Consider the following 14,551-nt stretch of genomic DNA (forward strand, 5'->3'; position numbering starts at 1 on the left):
TGCCCCGTTGGCTTGCTTGCCTTTCCCAGTTCCCGCTCAACCTGTAACCGGCTGAACCAATTGTCCCTCACCGCCGCCCCCATTGCCGTCGCTGTCGCCGGGATCGAAAAATCCTTTGGCCCGACGCGCGCGCTCGCTGGAGCCGATCTTACCGTGGCAGCCGGGGAGGTCGTGGCGCTGATGGGCGCCAATGGCGCCGGCAAATCGACTCTGGTGAAAATCCTTTCAGGCTCGCATGTACCCGACGCCGGAACGATCACCCTGGGCGGCGGGATCGTCGCCCTCGCCTCGCCCAGCGCCGCCAAGGCCGCCGGCATCGCGACCGTCCATCAGGCGACGGATCAGGCGGGGGCTGCCGGACTGACGGTCGCGGAGAATCTTCTGCTCGATGAACTTTGCCAGCCGGGCGAGCGCTTCTTCGTCTCGGCCCGGTCGATCCGCAGGCGTGCGCGCGCCATCGCGGCGCTGATCGATCTCGACCTGCCGCTCGACCGCGACTTCATCGACCTGCGGCCGGCGGAGCGGCAATTGATCGCCATCGCCCGCGCCGTCGCGGCCAAGGCCTCCGTTCTAATCCTCGACGAGCCGACATCCAGCCTCTCGGCCACGGAAGCGGACCGGCTTTTCGCCATCATCCGGCGGCTGCGCGCGGGCGGCATGGCAATCCTCTACATCTCGCACAGGCTGGGCGACCTTGCCGCCATCGCCGACCGCGCCGTGATCATGCGCGGCGGTCGCATCGTCGGCGCCTTTGCCAAACCGATCGATTTCCCGGCCGCCGTTGCGGCCATGATCGGGCGGACGCTGGAAGCCGCCACCCATGACGGCAAGATTTCGGCGGCCCCAATCATCGCCTCCATCAAGGGTGCGCAACTGATTCCCGGTGCGAGGCCTTTCGATCTCGATCTGCGCTCCGGCGAGGTCGTCGCTCTGACCGGCACGCTTGGCTCTGGCAAGAGCCGGCTGTTGCGCGCGCTTTTTGGTCTGGAAACGCTGGCGCAAGGCAGCTTCGTGCTCGATGGAAAACCGTGGCTTTCCAACGGGCCGGCGCGATCGATCGAAAACGGCGTCTTCATGGTCGCCGAGGACCGCTGGGCATCGTCGCTGCTACCGCCCGAGGTTCCCGGCGCCTCGATTGCCGGTACTATCGCCCTGCCGCATCTGCGGCGCTGGTTTCCGGACGGCCTGCTGCGGGTCGCGCGCGAGCGCAAGGTTGCCGCCGAGGCGATCGCCCGGCTCGGCATCAAGGCGCGCGGCCCCGATGACACGCTCGACGAGCTTTCCGGCGGCAACCAGCAGAAGGTCGTGCTCGCCCGCTGGCAGGCGGCACCTTGCCGGCTGCTGCTGCTCGACGAGCCCTTCCAGGGTGTCGACGTCGGGGCGCGTGCCGACCTGATCTCCGCAATCCGCAACAGCCAAAGCGGTTCCGCCACGCTGATCGCGACCAGCGACACCGAAGAGGCGCTGGAGGTTGCCGACCGCATCCTCGTCATGCGCGATCACTCCCTTCACGAGGCCGGTGACGGCCATGGCCCGCTGACCGACCAGATCGGCAAGGTCGAGAGCGAAAAGGCCGGAGAGCATCGATGACGAACCCGACGACGGTCCAGCAGGCCGCCCCGCGCACATCGCTTTTCCGCGAAACGCGCCGTTACGCGCTGTTCGTGCTGCTGGCACTGATGGTGATCGGCTTCTGGTACGCGCAGCCCGCCTTCATCCGCTCGGCCAACCTGTTCTCCATCCTGCAGGCGGTTTCGGTCGTGGCGATCCTCGGCGTCGGGGTCTCGATCACGATGTCGGCCGACGGCTTCGATCTCTCGGTGGGCAGCATCGCCGCCTCGTCGGTGATGGCGGCAAGCTATGCCATGGTCGTATGGCAGCTGGATGCGGCCCAGACCATGGGTCTGGTCTTGCTGATGGGCGCCTTCATAGGCCTCCTGAACGGACTGCTGATTGTCCGCATCGGCGTCCCCGATCTTCTCGCCACGCTGGCGACAATGTTCCTGCTCGCCGGCCTGCAGCTAATCCCGACCGGCGGCCGCTCCATCACCGCCGGCATGGTGCTGCCCGACGGCTCGTCCGTTCCCGGTGCTTACGATCCGGCTTTCCTGATCCTCGGCCGGTCACGGCTCTTCGACACCGTACCCCTGTCTGTCGTGGTCATGGCGGTGGTCGCCATCCTCGCCTGGTTCCTGATGGAGCGTACGCGCTGGGGACGCGTCTTCTATGCGATCGGCGGCAACGAAACGGCCGCGCATCTATCCGGCGCGCCGACCAAGGCATATCGACTCTGGGCCTATATCCTGTCCGGCACGCTTGCTTCGTTGGGAGGGCTGATCGTCGCTTCGCGTGTCGGCCGCGGCGACGTCTCGGCCGGCAACTCGCTCCTGCTCGATGCGGTGGCGGCCTCGCTGATCGGCTATGCCGTGCTCGACAAGCGTCGCCCGCATGTGATCGGCACGGTGGCCGGCGCAATTTTCGTCGGCGTCCTCCTGAACGGCCTCACCATGCTGAACGCGCCCTACTACACGCAGGACTTCGTCAAGGGTGTCGTGTTGGTTGGCGCTCTGGCGCTGACCTTCGGCCCGGGGAAGAAGCGATAGTTCACACCAGCCGACCACGGAACGCAGATTTTTCGTCGCATAGCGATCGGACGATGCCGCCTTAGCGACCGCCGGGATGGTTGCCAGCACTTGTCGGCAGGTAGAAATACACGCCCGCCGTTAACCCCGAATCGCCTGGCGCGAATCAAAAAAGAAGCCGTTCAAGGTTTCCCCTGAACGGCTGGTCGAGCCCCCTGCTCCCCTAAAACTCTGACTGAAGTGCTGCCGATCGTCGCGAAACGACCGCTTCTGGAGTGGTTTTTGTGTGCCACGGGGCTCGCTTCTATGCAACGTAAACCACTTGTTAACCTTAACGGCCCCGACCCGTGAACAAGTGTTAACGACGCTGGCACGCTTCCTGCTCCGCAACGCATGTAGGTCATCGGAGGGCGCCCTTCTGTTCACCGATGGGACATCAGACGACAGAATGCGCGGAGCAGCATAGCATGAATCAGAATGGATCGATCACGCTGTTCCAATATTGGAATCGCCTGCGTGACGGACGCCCTGCCCCGAAGCGTTCGGAGGTCGAGCCGGCCGACATCAAGTCGCTGCTGGCCGACACCTTTATCCTGGAACGTGACACGCGCGGGCAAGCCGTATTCCGGCTGGCCGGCACGAGGCTTTGCGCCTGCTACGGCCGCGAGCTCAAGGGGTTTTCCTTTCCGTCGCTGTGGCGCGAGAAGGATCAACGGCTCGTCTCGCGGCTGATCCACGGCGTCTTCGAGCAGAAGTCGGTCGTGCTCATCAGCTATGAGGGCTTCAGCCGCAACGGGCGCTCCAACAAGTTCGAACTGCTTGCCCTGCCGCTTGACGGCGGCGTCGAAAATCCACGCTGCCTGGGCGTCATCAGCGCCGTGGAGAAGCCCTTCTGGCTGGGTGCCGACCCGATCACCGACGCGTTGATCGATTCGATCCGCGTCATAGATCCGGAGAAGGAGCTCCTCAACAACCGTCCGGCGATCGATGTTCCCTCGCTCGTTCCCGATGAACTTGGAGCACCCGAGACGATCTCGGCGCTCGGCCGGGCGCGCCGCATCCGCCATCTCGTCGTCTTCGATGGCGGGCGCGAGGAATAGTCCGTTTGCGGCCTGATGCACGTCGCCCAAAACCGCGCCGCTGTTTTGGCACCACGGCCTGCAAAAAGGAAACCTTGGAGCGCCCGCTTTTTCCCTTTGTTAACCCGCCTTGTTGTACTTCTCTGATGAAGTTCCTCGCATCGGCGCGCGGGATGCCAAACGGGGTGTAGGCAGTCATGAGGTCAGCGGCGGTCGACTATGCGCCGTCCCAAGCTGAAAGGCGTAACTTTCAGCGCGTCCGGGTCAAAATCTACGGACGCTTCATGCTGGAAGACCGCACCGAACACCCCTGCCAGGTCGTCGACATGTCACCGGGCAACGTCGCGTTTCGCACCGACCGCATCGGCATGCCCGGCGAAAAAATCATTGCCTACATCGATCATATCGGCCGCATCGAAGGTGTCGTCACGCGCACCTTGCAGGACGGTTTCGCGATGACCGTCATCGCGTCGGATCGCAAGAAGGACAAGCTGGCCGCGCAATTGACCTGGCTCGCCAACAAGCATGAACTCGACCTGCCGGAAGATCGCCGCCACGAGCGCGTCGCGCCGCGCAATCCGACCAGCGTGCTGCAGCTCACCGACGGCCGCCAGTACCAGTGCCGTATCATCGACCTTTCGCTCTCCGGCGCCGCGGTCGAGATCGACGTCAAACCGGCGATCGGCATCCAGGTCATGCTTGGCACCATGCGCGGGCAGGTCGTGCGTCATTTCGAGGACGGCGTCGCCATCGAATTCGCTGTGATCCAGCGCCCCGAAACGCTCGATTCCGAATTCAACACGCCACGCACCTGAGCAGGCCCGACAGCGACACTCCAGGAAACCGGCCCTTGTGGCCGGTTTTGTTTTCGACGCCATGACCGGCATGCTTAGCCCACTCTTGGCGGGCTTGGGAGCCCTCCGCGCGCCGAGATTCGCGCCTCAAGATCCAAACGAATTAATACTCAAATGATTCAAATTTTATTTTTATTCTACTGGAGTTTTACTCAATATCTACTTCGCGCTTTTGCGTCAAATAAATCCACATGTGGCAATGTCTCCTTCGAACGGGGAGACTACAACAATGAAGAAAACGAGGGGCAAGCTGTTGCTGGCGGCAATGGCGATGCAGTTTTCCGCTTGGGGATCAGCATATGCCGCGGGACCGGCCTATATGCACACCGGCGGACGCACCACCCAGCCTGTTGGCCATTATGAGTTCTGCCAGCGCAGTCCTGGCGAATGCAGCGAAAGGACCCCGAAGGGTGCGCCGGTCGAACTGACCCGCAAATTGTGGGCGACGATCGTCAACATCAACAATTCGGTCAACACCCGCATCAAGCCGCGCACCGACATGGAAAACTACGGTGTCGAGGAATATTGGGCCTATCCGGCCAATGGCTATGGCGATTGCGAGGATTACGCGCTGGAAAAGCGCCGCGAGTTGATGGATGCGGGCATGCCGGCCGGCAATTTGCTGATGACGGTGGCGCGCCAGCCGAATGGCGACGGCCACGCAGTGCTGACCGTGCGCACCAGCCTCGGAGAATTCATCCTCGACAATCTCGAGACCAAGGTCCTGTCCTGGACGGACACCGACTACACCTATCTCAAGCGCCAGTCTGACCAGAATTCCGGTGTTTGGGTAACGATCAACGACGGCCGCTCCGACGCGGTCGCCAGCGTCCGCTAAAACAGAGATCAAGCGCGCCGCATGAATGCGACCGCTTAAGGAGAAACCCGGTCGAGTCCCCACCCTCCCCGTCCCCAACGACCGGGTGAAAGGAGCCGGCCCCGTCCCCGGGCCGGCTCCGCCATTTCTGGCGGTCCATTGAAATCTTGACAATGTCACGATTTCTATTCCTTAGATTCCTGTTTGCAGCCCACCTCTGCTACAACAGCAAGTAGCGCGAACCGTGGTTTGGCAATGGTTTCGCCGGCTAGAGTTCGAATCTTGAGAGGGCGCCAGCCGCAGGAAGTGTCGCATGCCTCCCGAGCCCCGATCACCTCGCCTTGCGGTTCTTATCGACGCCGACAACGCTTCCGCCAAGATTGCCGACGGCCTGTTCGCGGAGATCGCGAAGATTGGTGAAGCCAGCGTCCGCCGCATCTACGGTGACTTTTCAAACGTCCGGTCGAAGGGATGGACTGACGTCTTGTCAAAGCATGCGATCATTCCGCAGCAGCAGTTCGCCTATACCACCGGGAAGAACGCCTCAGATATCACGCTAGTGATCGATGCTATGGACCTGCTCCATAGCGGTCGTTTCGACGGTTTCTGTCTGGTTTCTTCCGACAGCGACTTCACCCGGCTTGCCGCCCGCATTCGCGAACAGGGTGTCGATGTATTCGGGTTCGGCGAGCAGAAGACACCGGAGAGTTTTCGGCAGGCATGCCGCCGTTTCATCTACACCGAAAATCTTCTACGTGGCGTGGCCAATATTCAAGATACCGCGCCTGCAGCCAAGCCGCTTCAATCGTCCAGCGCTGCGATGCCCATACTCAAGAAAGTCATTGGTCAGATGGACAGTGAGGATGGTTGGGTATTGCTTGGCACATTTGGAAAGCAGCTGTCAAACCTGTTTTCAGATTTTGACCCTCGCACCTACGGCTTCAGCAAACTGAGCGATCTGGTGAGGAGTACGGATGCATTTGAAATCGAAACCCCTAAGGGTGGAGGCATGCGAATACGGACCAAGCCTACGGCAGGGAAGAAAGCAAAAAACAAAGCCGCGTAGCGGTGGCCAGGGGACCACATATCCCAACGAGCGCATCAGAACGTCGCGACCACCTTTCCGCCGGCAGCAGATCGAGGCACTATAGGCCGTCAGTTTCGCCTTCTGGATCACGGCGATGTTGGAAATCCCCGAAGATCGGTGCGAACGTCATCGTCTGTTCAAGGCGATCGACGATGCCTTCAAGGCCGGCGATTTCGAAGGCCTCGGCGTAGCCCTGGGCGGCTCGCCCCGCTGGTTCGATGAGCGCATGCCGTTTGAACTCGGCCTCGGGCATCCGCTGGAATATGCGATCTATTGGAGCCCCGTCGGTTTCATCTCGACCTTGCTGGATGTTGGCTCGGATCCGAACTATCAGGATCACGGCGGGTTTCCTTCCGTCATTGCGGCGCTGTCCACCGACCGGGCCGACAGGCTGGACATCGTGCGGGTATTGATCGACGGCGGCGCCGACCCGAACATGCGGGGTGTGAACGATTGGACGCCGCTTCACTATTCGGTGGCAATCCGCAGTGCCGATGCGATCCGCCTGCTTTTGGTGGCGGGCGCCGACCCGGCACTCGAAACCCGCATCGATAACTACAGGACGGCCGTGGAAGAGGCCGAGATTGCCGGCTTTGAAGCCGGTGCTTCATTGCTGCGCGATGCGATGGCCGGGCGCAGCTCCAACGAACAGTGAGTTGGGGCGCGACGAACCCTCGCCGACAGGTGGCCAAACCGGCCTCAGACCTTCTTCAACCCAACCTTGAAGCGCTTGCCGTTGGCGACATAATGCGCCGCCGAGCCGCGCAACCTGGCCACGGCCGCGTCGTCCAGCACCCTGATCGCCTTGGCAGGTGAACCGACGATCAGCGAATTGTCCGGGAATTCCTTGCCTTCGGTGACCAGCGCGCCGGCGCCGACCAGAGAATTTCTGCCGATTTTCGCGCCGTTCAGCACGATGGCGCCCATGCCGATCAGGCTGTTGTCGCCGATCGTGCAGCCATGCAGCAAGGCGCGGTGGCCGATCGTGCAGCCTTCCCCGATCGTCAGCGGGAAGCCGGGATCGGTGTGCATGACGGTATGTTCCTGCACATTGGTGTCGGCGCCGATGACGATGGGCTCATTGTCGCCGCGGATGACGGCGCCGAACCAGAAGCCGGCATTGCGTCCGACCCTGACGTCGCCGATCAGCGTCGCATCGGGCGCGATCCAGTTCGAGTCCGCATCGGCGAAGCTGGGCTCTGTTCCGTCGATCGCATAAAGCGGCATTTCTGGTCTCCGAATCGTCTCAGCCTGGCAGTTCGGACCCTAGGAGACGGACCGTCCATGAGGCAATGGCAAGCACGACGACGCCCAGCGCGAAGGTCCACGCAATTGCCGTGCAGCCGCAGGACATCAGCGCCAACGTTGAAATGCGGCGCTGACGCCGGGCATCGATGGCATCGTTGACCAGCATGAAGGGTCCGGCACAGGCCGTGGCGAGCAGCGAGCGCAAGACATGTGACGGCGACACATAGGGTTCGGTGAAGGCGACCTTGCGGCCCGACACCAGTTCCATGGCCGATCCGGCCAGCCCGCAGGCCGTCAACCCGACGGCAAAAGCAAAGAGTGTGAGTTCCAGCGGTCCCATCTTAACTTTCCATTTACCATGAAATTGCACAGTCGTTCCATGCAGGCTGCAAGAGCCGTGCCGTGCGATGTGTGCCGCCCAGGGACACTGGAGGCGGACGGGCGGCCCGAGATTCGAGGACTGAGATGAAGCAGGCAGCGCTCGCCAACGAACTTACCGTGGTCGATTCCACGCTGATGAAGCGGGTGCTCTACGGGTTCGCGGCGCTCGCCCTGTTGTCGGTGGCGATCAGCCTTGCCGGCAAATGGTTCGGCCACTCGATCGCCATGGCCGGATACACCGACGACGCAACGGTGCACCAGGTGGTGATCGGCAACAATGTCATCACGGTCCCGGCCAACGCCATCCGTTTCGCCCAAGCCCGGCGCGACGGCATCGCCTCGCGGCTCGACCTCTATCTGCGCTATCCCCAGATGGACGGCTACAGCGAGCCGGCGCGCAACGATTTCAACCACACGGGCACAGTCAAGAACGTCGTCTTTCTGTCCTTCGAACAGCAGATGATGTCGCGTGACATGAGTGGCCGCTTCACGCCGATCTACAGCGCGTTGATCACCCGACCCGGCATTGCCGGGCCTGGCGGCACGATGATTTATGGTTTCAACGAGAAATCAGGCTATCTGAACGAGGTGCTGGTTGTCGGCAATCGCCCCGGCAAGGAGCCGTTCGTGGCCCGTTGCCTGAGCGGGCCGAGTGCCGAGCAATCGCTGGCGCCTTGCGAGCGCGACATTCAGGTCGGCGACGAACTCAGCCTCACCTATCGCTTCCCAAGGGAGTTTTTGGGCGATTGGCAGGCGCTCGACGCGGCAATCGCCACTGAAGCCGGGCGCGTTCTGAAGGCGGGAGGCTAAGAACGCTTCGAGGGAACCGGCTGGCCGGCCGCATGAGCCGACCGACCGCAAGATTTGCTGCTCAGGCCAGATCGATGTCGAGAATTGCCATCGAAAAATTGTAGTCGCCGTCGTCCTCGTCCTTGAAGACGATGCCGAGGAATTCGTCGCCGACATAGACCTCGGCCGAATCGTCCTTGCGCGGCCGCGCCTTGACCTCGAGCTTGGGGTTTTGGAAGACGCGCTTGAAATAGGCGTCCAGCTTTCTGATTTCGTCCGGCTTCAACAGTCTTCTCCGATCATCGGGCTTGCTCGTTCGAACGCGCTTCTGGCACGTCGACAATGGCGATGTAAAGGCAAGCGGCCTGATAAGGCGAGACAACCACCCGCTCATGCCCGCGGCCGGAATCCCGCAGCAGACGGTGGGCCCTGTGAAAATCAGATGTCGAAGCTGACGACCTGATCCATCGTCTGCGACGGCAGAAGCTGGTCCATCTGGCGCGACGGCTGATCGCAGCCGGTCTCGCCGACGACGCGGGCCGGCACGCCGGCAACCGTCTTGTTGTGCGGCACCGGCGACAGCACCACCGAGCCTGCCGCGATCTTCGAGCAATGGCCGATTTCGATGTTACCGAGGATCTTGGCGCCGGCGCCGATCAGCACGCCATAGCGGATCTTGGGGTGACGGTCGCCGCCGGCCTTGCCGGTACCGCCCAATGTCACGCCATGCAGGATCGACACGTCGTCCTCGATGACCGCGGTCTCACCGACCACCAGGCCGGTGGCGTGGTCGATGAAGATGCCCTTGCCGATGCGGGCGGCGGGGTTGATGTCGGTCTGGAAGACCGAGGACGAGCGGCTCTGCAGATAGAGCGCGAAATCCTTGCGTCCCTGGTTCCACAGCCAATGCGCCAGCCGGTGGGTCTGGATGGCGTGGAAACCCTTGAAATAGAGCACAGGCATGATGAAGCGGTCGCAAGCCGGATCGCGATCGTAATAGGCCTGGATGTCGACACGCACCGTCGTCGGCCACTCCTTGTCGTCGGCCAGCATGGACTTGAAGGTCTGGCGGATGAGATCGGAGCCGATGTCCTGGTGCGCCAGCCGCTCGGCCAGCCGATGAATGACCGCCTCCTCCAGGCTGTCCTGGTTGAGGATGGTCGAATAGAGGAATGCAGCGAGCAGCGGGTCGCGGTTGACAGCCTCCATGGCCTCGTCGCGGATCGAACGCCAGATCGGATCGACCGGCTTCAATGCGCTGTGTCGGGAAATGCTGATGCTGTTCATCGCCGTCTGGTCCTGCGTCCTGCCTGGCTTGCCTGTAGTGCTTGCCTGTTGCCTGGCCGCACATATAAGCCAGATCATAGCACGATTGAACTCAATTTTCCTTAGTGCTTTGTCAAATGGATTTGGTTCGCGGGAATTCAAGCAGCCATGGAAAACGAACCCTTGATCGACGACGCGCTGAAAAGCGAGCTTTCGGCTCTCTATCGGGCGCCAGGCCGCCACTATCACAACCTTTCCCATATCGAAGCAATGCTGGCGCTCGCTGGCGACTATCGAAGGTTGCTCGGCGACCCCGAGGCGATCGAAGCGGCGATCTGGTTCCACGATGCCATCTACGACAGCAAGGCCAAGGACAATGAGGCGCAAAGTGCGGCCCTTGCCGAGAAAGAGCTGGCGGGCCGCGCGGATTCTTCACGTCTCGACCGCATCTCGGCAATGATCGTCGCCACCGCCACGCACCAGGTGCCGCCGTTCGACGACGCGGCGGCCACACGGGACGCAAGTCTTTTTCTGGATATGGACCTGTCGATCCTGGGAGCCGCGCCGGACGCCTTCGACGCCTATGAGCGCGCCGTGCGGCGCGAGTATCACTGGGTGGAGGAGCCGATGTGGCGAGCCGGACGCAGTGCGGTGCTGAAGAATTTCCTCGCCCGCCCACACATTTTCCACACCGAGGAATTCCGGCAACGCTTTGAACGGCAGGCCCGGGAAAACATGGCGCGGTCGCTGGCGGCTCTCACCATAGGCTGAGGGCAGTCACGTCCCGCTCCCCTCGCCGTCCGCTCAGAGCGGATTTTCGGCATAGAACTCCAGCACGCGCTGCTTGAAGGTCTTGTCCCCGACGGCCAGCATATGGTCCCGGCCCTCAATGTGAAAGGCCCTGGCGTTCGGCATCAACGCTGCAAGCTCATCGGGCGAACCGCCAATGTCGTCCGTCGTGCCGACGGCGACCAGCGTCGGCTGGGCGATGCGGGCGATATCCTGCTCGCTCAGCAATTCGCGCGATTTGGCGATGCAAGCGGCCAAGGCACGGCGATCGCTGCGGGTCTGGTCGGCGAAGGCGCGAAACGACCGGCCGCGCGGATGGCTGGTGGCGGCCGGATCTTCGGCAAGCAGGGCGGCGGCGATCGGATCCCAATCGCCGACACCGTCGATCATGCCGATGCCGAGACCGCCGAAGACCAGCGTCGCCACCTTGTCCGGATCGGACAGCGCCATGAATGCCGCGATGCGCGCACCCATCGAATAGCCCATGACATGAGCGCGCTCGATGCCGAGATGGCCGAGCAAGGCAGCAGCATCGGAAGCCATCTTGACCGGCGTGTAGTCAGCCTCCTCATAGCTCTTCGACGACGAGCCGTGGCCGCGATTGTCGAAGGCGATGGCGCGGTAGCCGGCATCGTTCAGCGTCTTGAACCAGCCGGGCGACACCCAGTTGACATAATGGCTCGAGGCGAAGCCATGGATCATCAGCACCGGATCGCCCTCGCCCGATGCCGGCTGGCGGTCGAGGAAGGCAAGCTCGAAGCCGTCATGGGTGAAAGACTGCATCTGCGATCCCGCCTGTGTGCTCAACCGCCACCGCCATTTGGCGAATCGCCATTGTCGGCTGGTGGCATGCTCGGGCCGGATACCGTGCCCACGGCCGGATGGCGCAAAAGGTCGCCATACTCGATGCCGTTCCTGGCGGCAGTGCCGGCCTTGAGCTCGAGCACGAAGCGCACCGGTACGCCGGGCGAAATGACGGCGTCCGATTGCGGCTCGCCGTGCTTGACCGCCCGGATCTTGCCATCCTGGCCGACGAAAATCAGATCAAGCGGCATTGGCGTGTTGTGCATCCAGAAGCCGACCTGCTGCTGGACCTCGAAGACGAACAGCATGCCGTGGTTGTCCGCCATGTCCTGGCGGTACATCAAGCCGGCCTCGCGCTCCGCGGCGGTGTCGGCGACTTCGATGGAAAAAGAGCGATCACCGCCTTTCGTCACCACGACCAGTGGCGCCGGATCGGCCGGAAGGATCATCGCCCGGCTGTCCGCCGAGGTCGGCTTTTCGGAATAGAAGTAACCACCGGCGGCGGCGATGAAGGCAATCGCGCACATCGCGCCCGCGGTCAGCCAGTTCCTGTAAGCCATTCGAAATCCTCGGCCGGAAACGCCCTAGTGCGACACCGGCAAGGTCCCCATATCGGGGTGAATTTCGGCGGCCATAAGGCCTTTGTCGCCGCGCCCGAAACGAACCAGCACGACCTGTCCGGGCCGAAGCTCGGTGATACCGTAACGGCGCAAGGTTTCCATATGGACGAAGATGTCCTCGGTGCCCTCGCCGCGGGTGAGAAAACCAAACCCCTTGGTGCGGTTGAACCATTTCACCAAGGCGCGTTCGAGACCGCTCTCCGGCGTCACCGCGACATGGGTGCGCTGCTCCTGCATCTCGGCCGGGTGGACCGCGGTGGTGACGTCCATGGAGAGCACCCGGAAGGCCTGCAATCCGCGGTCGCCATGTTTGACGAGGCAGACCACGCGCGCGCCCTCCAGGGCCGTCTGAAAGCCGTCCTTTCGAAGACATGTCACATGGAGGAGGATGTCGCCCGAAATGCCGTCATCCGGGAGGATGAAACCATAGCCCTTGGCCACATCGAACCACTTGATGGCGCCGGCAATTTCTCGCAGGTCGGCGGCGTCGCCGCCTTCGTCACGCTGCGGGGCGTCGCCAAGGGGTCCGTCCCGCCCCATGAAAGAGGCCTTTTCCCCCATAAGAATGCCCCCTCTTTTCAAGAACACCGCAACTGATTCTTGCCAACAGATTAACACTGCGGCTTCCGGTCTGTGCAAGACCTGCCGTGCCTTTTTTCACGGTTCATTTGGGCAATACCGGATTTGTTCTTTGCCGGCATTGCGCACCGCCGCACGATTGCCCTTTGACAGGGCCGACCCTATGTTGCGCCGCAACGCAATTTATCAAGGAAATCACATGCGCTATCTGCACACCATGATCCGCGTCACCGACGTCGATGCCTCGCTCGACTTCTACTGCAACAAGCTCGGCCTCAAGGAAGTGCGCCGCTACGAAAACGAGCAAGGCCGCTTCACGCTGATCTTCCTCGCGGCCTCCGAAGACGAACAAAGCGCCATCGCCGACAAGGCGCCGCTGGTCGAACTGACCTACAATTGGGACCCGGAAGACTACAAGGGCGGGCGCAATTTCGGTCACCTCGCCTATGAGGTCGACGACATCTACGCCACCTGCCAGCACCTGATGGACAATGGCGTCATCATCAACCGGCCGCCGCGCGACGGCAACATGGCCTTCGTCAGATCGCCGGACGGCATTTCGATCGAGCTTCTGCAGAAAGGCCCGGCTAAGGCCAAGGCCGAACCATGGGCTTCGATGGCGAACACCGGAATCTGGTAGCCGATCACGCTGTCTTGAGCGGACAATGGCAGTCTGACGGCCCGGTACTGTTTGGTTTTTCAGGGACGGCGCCTATCTCTCTGGCTGAGGCGCCAGGCTTGGGCCGGTGCCCCGGCCACGCAACAGGCGCTTGCCCAGGAGAATTCATGCCGACCAGCCATGCCGACGTCGCCACCGAACATGCCAGCCGCTACCTGCAGCAGCTGTGCAAGCACTGGGCGCACAAATTCCCGGTCGAGTTCGATCTCACCCACGGCATCATCGATCTCTCAATGGGCCGTACCGTCATGGATGCCGATGCGGCAACGCTTCATATCACGGTGTCGACTGACGAAGCAGGATCGATCGAGCGCCTGGAAAGCGTTGTCGCCGATCACATCAAGCGCTTTGCTTTCCGCGAAGAGCTGACCTTCGACTGGAAACCCACCTCCGCCTAGGCAGTGACCTACTTCTCACCGGCGTGTGCGGCCATCTCCAGCAACGCCTGCACGGAGCGCCAATTGCGCGCGGTTCCCGGCACTTTCAGCGTGCGCGGGATCAGCCCGGCAAACACCGATTTGCCCAGCCCGTCCGGTGCGCTGAGGTAGAGCACATCGCCCTTGATCTCGAAGCGTTCGGGGCCGGTACACTTTTCGGTCAGCCGCGCCACCTCGTCCGCTGTCGGCTCACGCTCCAGCACATAGGCGTGCAGCTTCGTGTGGTCCGCGGCAATTTCCGGATAGGGATTTTCGCTCACCAGCCGCTCGAACCACGAGAGATCACGCACCATGATGCGCGAATAAAAACCCCATTTCTTCTCGAAGGCTGCTTCGATCTGTTTCGTCAACGTGACCGCTTCGCCCTCTTTCGCCCGGAACACGGCATTGCCGCTCTGCACATAGGTGGCGACATCGGAGAAGCCGAGCCCCTCGAAGAACGACCGCAGCTCCGCCATCTTGACGATGCGATTGCCGCCGACATTGATGCCGGAAAACAGCGCGACGAAGATTTTTCCCGGCTCAATCATTTGATCTCCG

The 14,551-nt window shown here is 62.2% G+C and carries 19 protein-coding genes; 11 read left to right on the forward strand and 8 right to left on the reverse strand.

Going from position 1 to position 14,551, the window contains the following annotated elements; all coding sequences use genetic code 11:
* Positions 1–60: 60 nt before the first annotated feature.
* The 7 genes from X735_RS146805 (at position 61) to X735_RS146775 (ending at position 7,074) form a co-directional block, all read left to right on the forward strand.
* Complete coding sequence (locus X735_RS146805) at positions 61–1,590, forward strand: sugar ABC transporter ATP-binding protein (protein WP_023812146.1); 1,530 nt, start codon at positions 61–63, stop codon at positions 1,588–1,590.
* Entirely contained in the window at positions 1,587–2,603 is a 1,017-nt protein-coding gene (locus tag X735_RS146800; protein ID WP_023812147.1) for an ABC transporter permease, read from the forward strand. The genes X735_RS146805 and X735_RS146800 overlap by 4 nt, the downstream gene beginning before the upstream one ends.
* 446 nt (positions 2,604–3,049) lie before the next feature.
* Positions 3,050–3,682: a PAS domain-containing protein gene (locus X735_RS146795; RefSeq protein WP_023812148.1), complete on the forward strand. Its 633-nt coding sequence runs from the start codon at positions 3,050–3,052 to the stop codon at positions 3,680–3,682.
* Positions 3,683–3,858: 176 nt separating this feature from the next.
* Positions 3,859–4,476, forward strand: a complete 618-nt coding sequence (locus tag X735_RS146790) for a PilZ domain-containing protein (protein WP_023812149.1) — start codon at positions 3,859–3,861, stop codon at positions 4,474–4,476.
* A 268-nt stretch (positions 4,477–4,744) separates the two neighbouring features.
* On the forward strand, positions 4,745–5,353 hold the full coding sequence (locus tag X735_RS146785) for a transglutaminase-like cysteine peptidase (protein WP_023812150.1): 609 nt from the start codon (positions 4,745–4,747) through the stop codon (positions 5,351–5,353).
* 292 nt (positions 5,354–5,645) lie between these two features.
* Positions 5,646–6,398, forward strand: coding sequence for an NYN domain-containing protein (locus tag X735_RS146780; protein WP_023812151.1), 753 nt, complete (start codon positions 5,646–5,648; stop codon positions 6,396–6,398).
* A gap of 115 nt (positions 6,399–6,513) precedes the next feature.
* Complete coding sequence (locus tag X735_RS146775; protein WP_023812152.1) at positions 6,514–7,074, forward strand: ankyrin repeat domain-containing protein; 561 nt, start codon at positions 6,514–6,516, stop codon at positions 7,072–7,074.
* Between the two features lie 44 nt (positions 7,075–7,118).
* Here X735_RS146775 and X735_RS146770 read toward each other — a convergent pair whose 3' ends face one another.
* Together X735_RS146770 and X735_RS146765 are read right to left on the reverse strand one after the other, a co-directional pair.
* Positions 7,119–7,646 carry a gamma carbonic anhydrase family protein gene (locus X735_RS146770; protein WP_023812153.1) on the reverse strand — a complete coding sequence of 176 codons (528 nt, stop codon included), beginning with the start codon at positions 7,644–7,646 and terminating at the stop codon, positions 7,119–7,121.
* A gap of 19 nt (positions 7,647–7,665) precedes the next feature.
* Positions 7,666–8,007 (reverse strand): hypothetical protein, encoded by a 342-nt coding sequence (locus X735_RS146765; protein WP_023812154.1) that lies wholly within the window; start codon positions 8,005–8,007, stop codon positions 7,666–7,668.
* Between the two features lie 125 nt (positions 8,008–8,132).
* Here X735_RS146765 and X735_RS146760 point away from each other — a divergent pair, with 125 nt between their 5' ends.
* The gene (locus X735_RS146760; RefSeq protein ID WP_023812155.1) at positions 8,133–8,858 is read left to right on the forward strand and encodes a hypothetical protein; all 726 of its coding nucleotides are present in this window, start codon (positions 8,133–8,135) and stop codon (positions 8,856–8,858) included.
* Positions 8,859–8,919: 61 nt separating this feature from the next.
* Here X735_RS146760 and X735_RS146755 read toward each other — a convergent pair whose 3' ends face one another.
* Both X735_RS146755 and cysE read right to left on the reverse strand, forming a co-directional pair.
* Positions 8,920–9,123, reverse strand: coding sequence for a DUF3126 family protein (locus X735_RS146755; protein ID WP_013531334.1), 204 nt, complete (start codon positions 9,121–9,123; stop codon positions 8,920–8,922).
* 152 nt (positions 9,124–9,275) lie between these two features.
* On the reverse strand, positions 9,276–10,124 hold the full coding sequence (gene cysE, locus X735_RS146750) for a serine O-acetyltransferase (protein ID WP_013531333.1): 849 nt from the start codon (positions 10,122–10,124) through the stop codon (positions 9,276–9,278).
* 147 nt (positions 10,125–10,271) lie between these two features.
* On the opposite strand from cysE, the gene X735_RS146745 reads away from it, so the two are divergent.
* On the forward strand, positions 10,272–10,874 hold the full coding sequence (locus tag X735_RS146745) for a hypothetical protein (RefSeq protein WP_023812156.1): 603 nt from the start codon (positions 10,272–10,274) through the stop codon (positions 10,872–10,874).
* A 33-nt stretch (positions 10,875–10,907) separates the two neighbouring features.
* On the opposite strand, the gene X735_RS146740 is transcribed toward X735_RS146745, so the two are convergent.
* Genes X735_RS146740 through X735_RS0134480 form a run of 3 tightly spaced genes read right to left on the reverse strand, consistent with a single transcriptional unit; the run spans position 10,908 to position 12,856 of the window.
* Positions 10,908–11,675 (reverse strand): alpha/beta hydrolase, encoded by a 768-nt coding sequence (locus X735_RS146740; RefSeq protein ID WP_023812157.1) that lies wholly within the window; start codon positions 11,673–11,675, stop codon positions 10,908–10,910.
* 20 nt (positions 11,676–11,695) lie between these two features.
* Positions 11,696–12,256, reverse strand: coding sequence for a DUF192 domain-containing protein (locus X735_RS146735; protein ID WP_023812158.1), 561 nt, complete (start codon positions 12,254–12,256; stop codon positions 11,696–11,698).
* A 24-nt stretch (positions 12,257–12,280) separates the two neighbouring features.
* Positions 12,281–12,856, reverse strand: a complete 576-nt coding sequence (locus X735_RS0134480) for a cold-shock protein (protein WP_348625598.1) — start codon at positions 12,854–12,856, stop codon at positions 12,281–12,283.
* Positions 12,857–13,094: 238 nt separating this feature from the next.
* Between X735_RS0134480 and gloA the strand changes: the two genes are divergently transcribed.
* Complete coding sequence (gloA, locus tag X735_RS146730; protein WP_023812159.1) at positions 13,095–13,535, forward strand: lactoylglutathione lyase; 441 nt, start codon at positions 13,095–13,097, stop codon at positions 13,533–13,535.
* A 146-nt stretch (positions 13,536–13,681) separates the two neighbouring features.
* The gene (locus tag X735_RS146725) at positions 13,682–13,972 is read left to right on the forward strand and encodes a DUF2218 domain-containing protein (protein ID WP_023812160.1); all 291 of its coding nucleotides are present in this window, start codon (positions 13,682–13,684) and stop codon (positions 13,970–13,972) included.
* Between the two features lie 8 nt (positions 13,973–13,980).
* Here X735_RS146725 and X735_RS146720 read toward each other — a convergent pair whose 3' ends face one another.
* Positions 13,981–14,541, reverse strand: a complete 561-nt coding sequence (locus X735_RS146720) for a DUF1697 domain-containing protein (RefSeq protein ID WP_023812161.1) — start codon at positions 14,539–14,541, stop codon at positions 13,981–13,983.
* Positions 14,542–14,551 lie beyond the last annotated feature (10 nt).

Source organism: Mesorhizobium sp. L2C084A000, assembly GCF_000502875.1.
Lineage (GTDB): Bacteria > Pseudomonadota > Alphaproteobacteria > Rhizobiales > Rhizobiaceae > Mesorhizobium.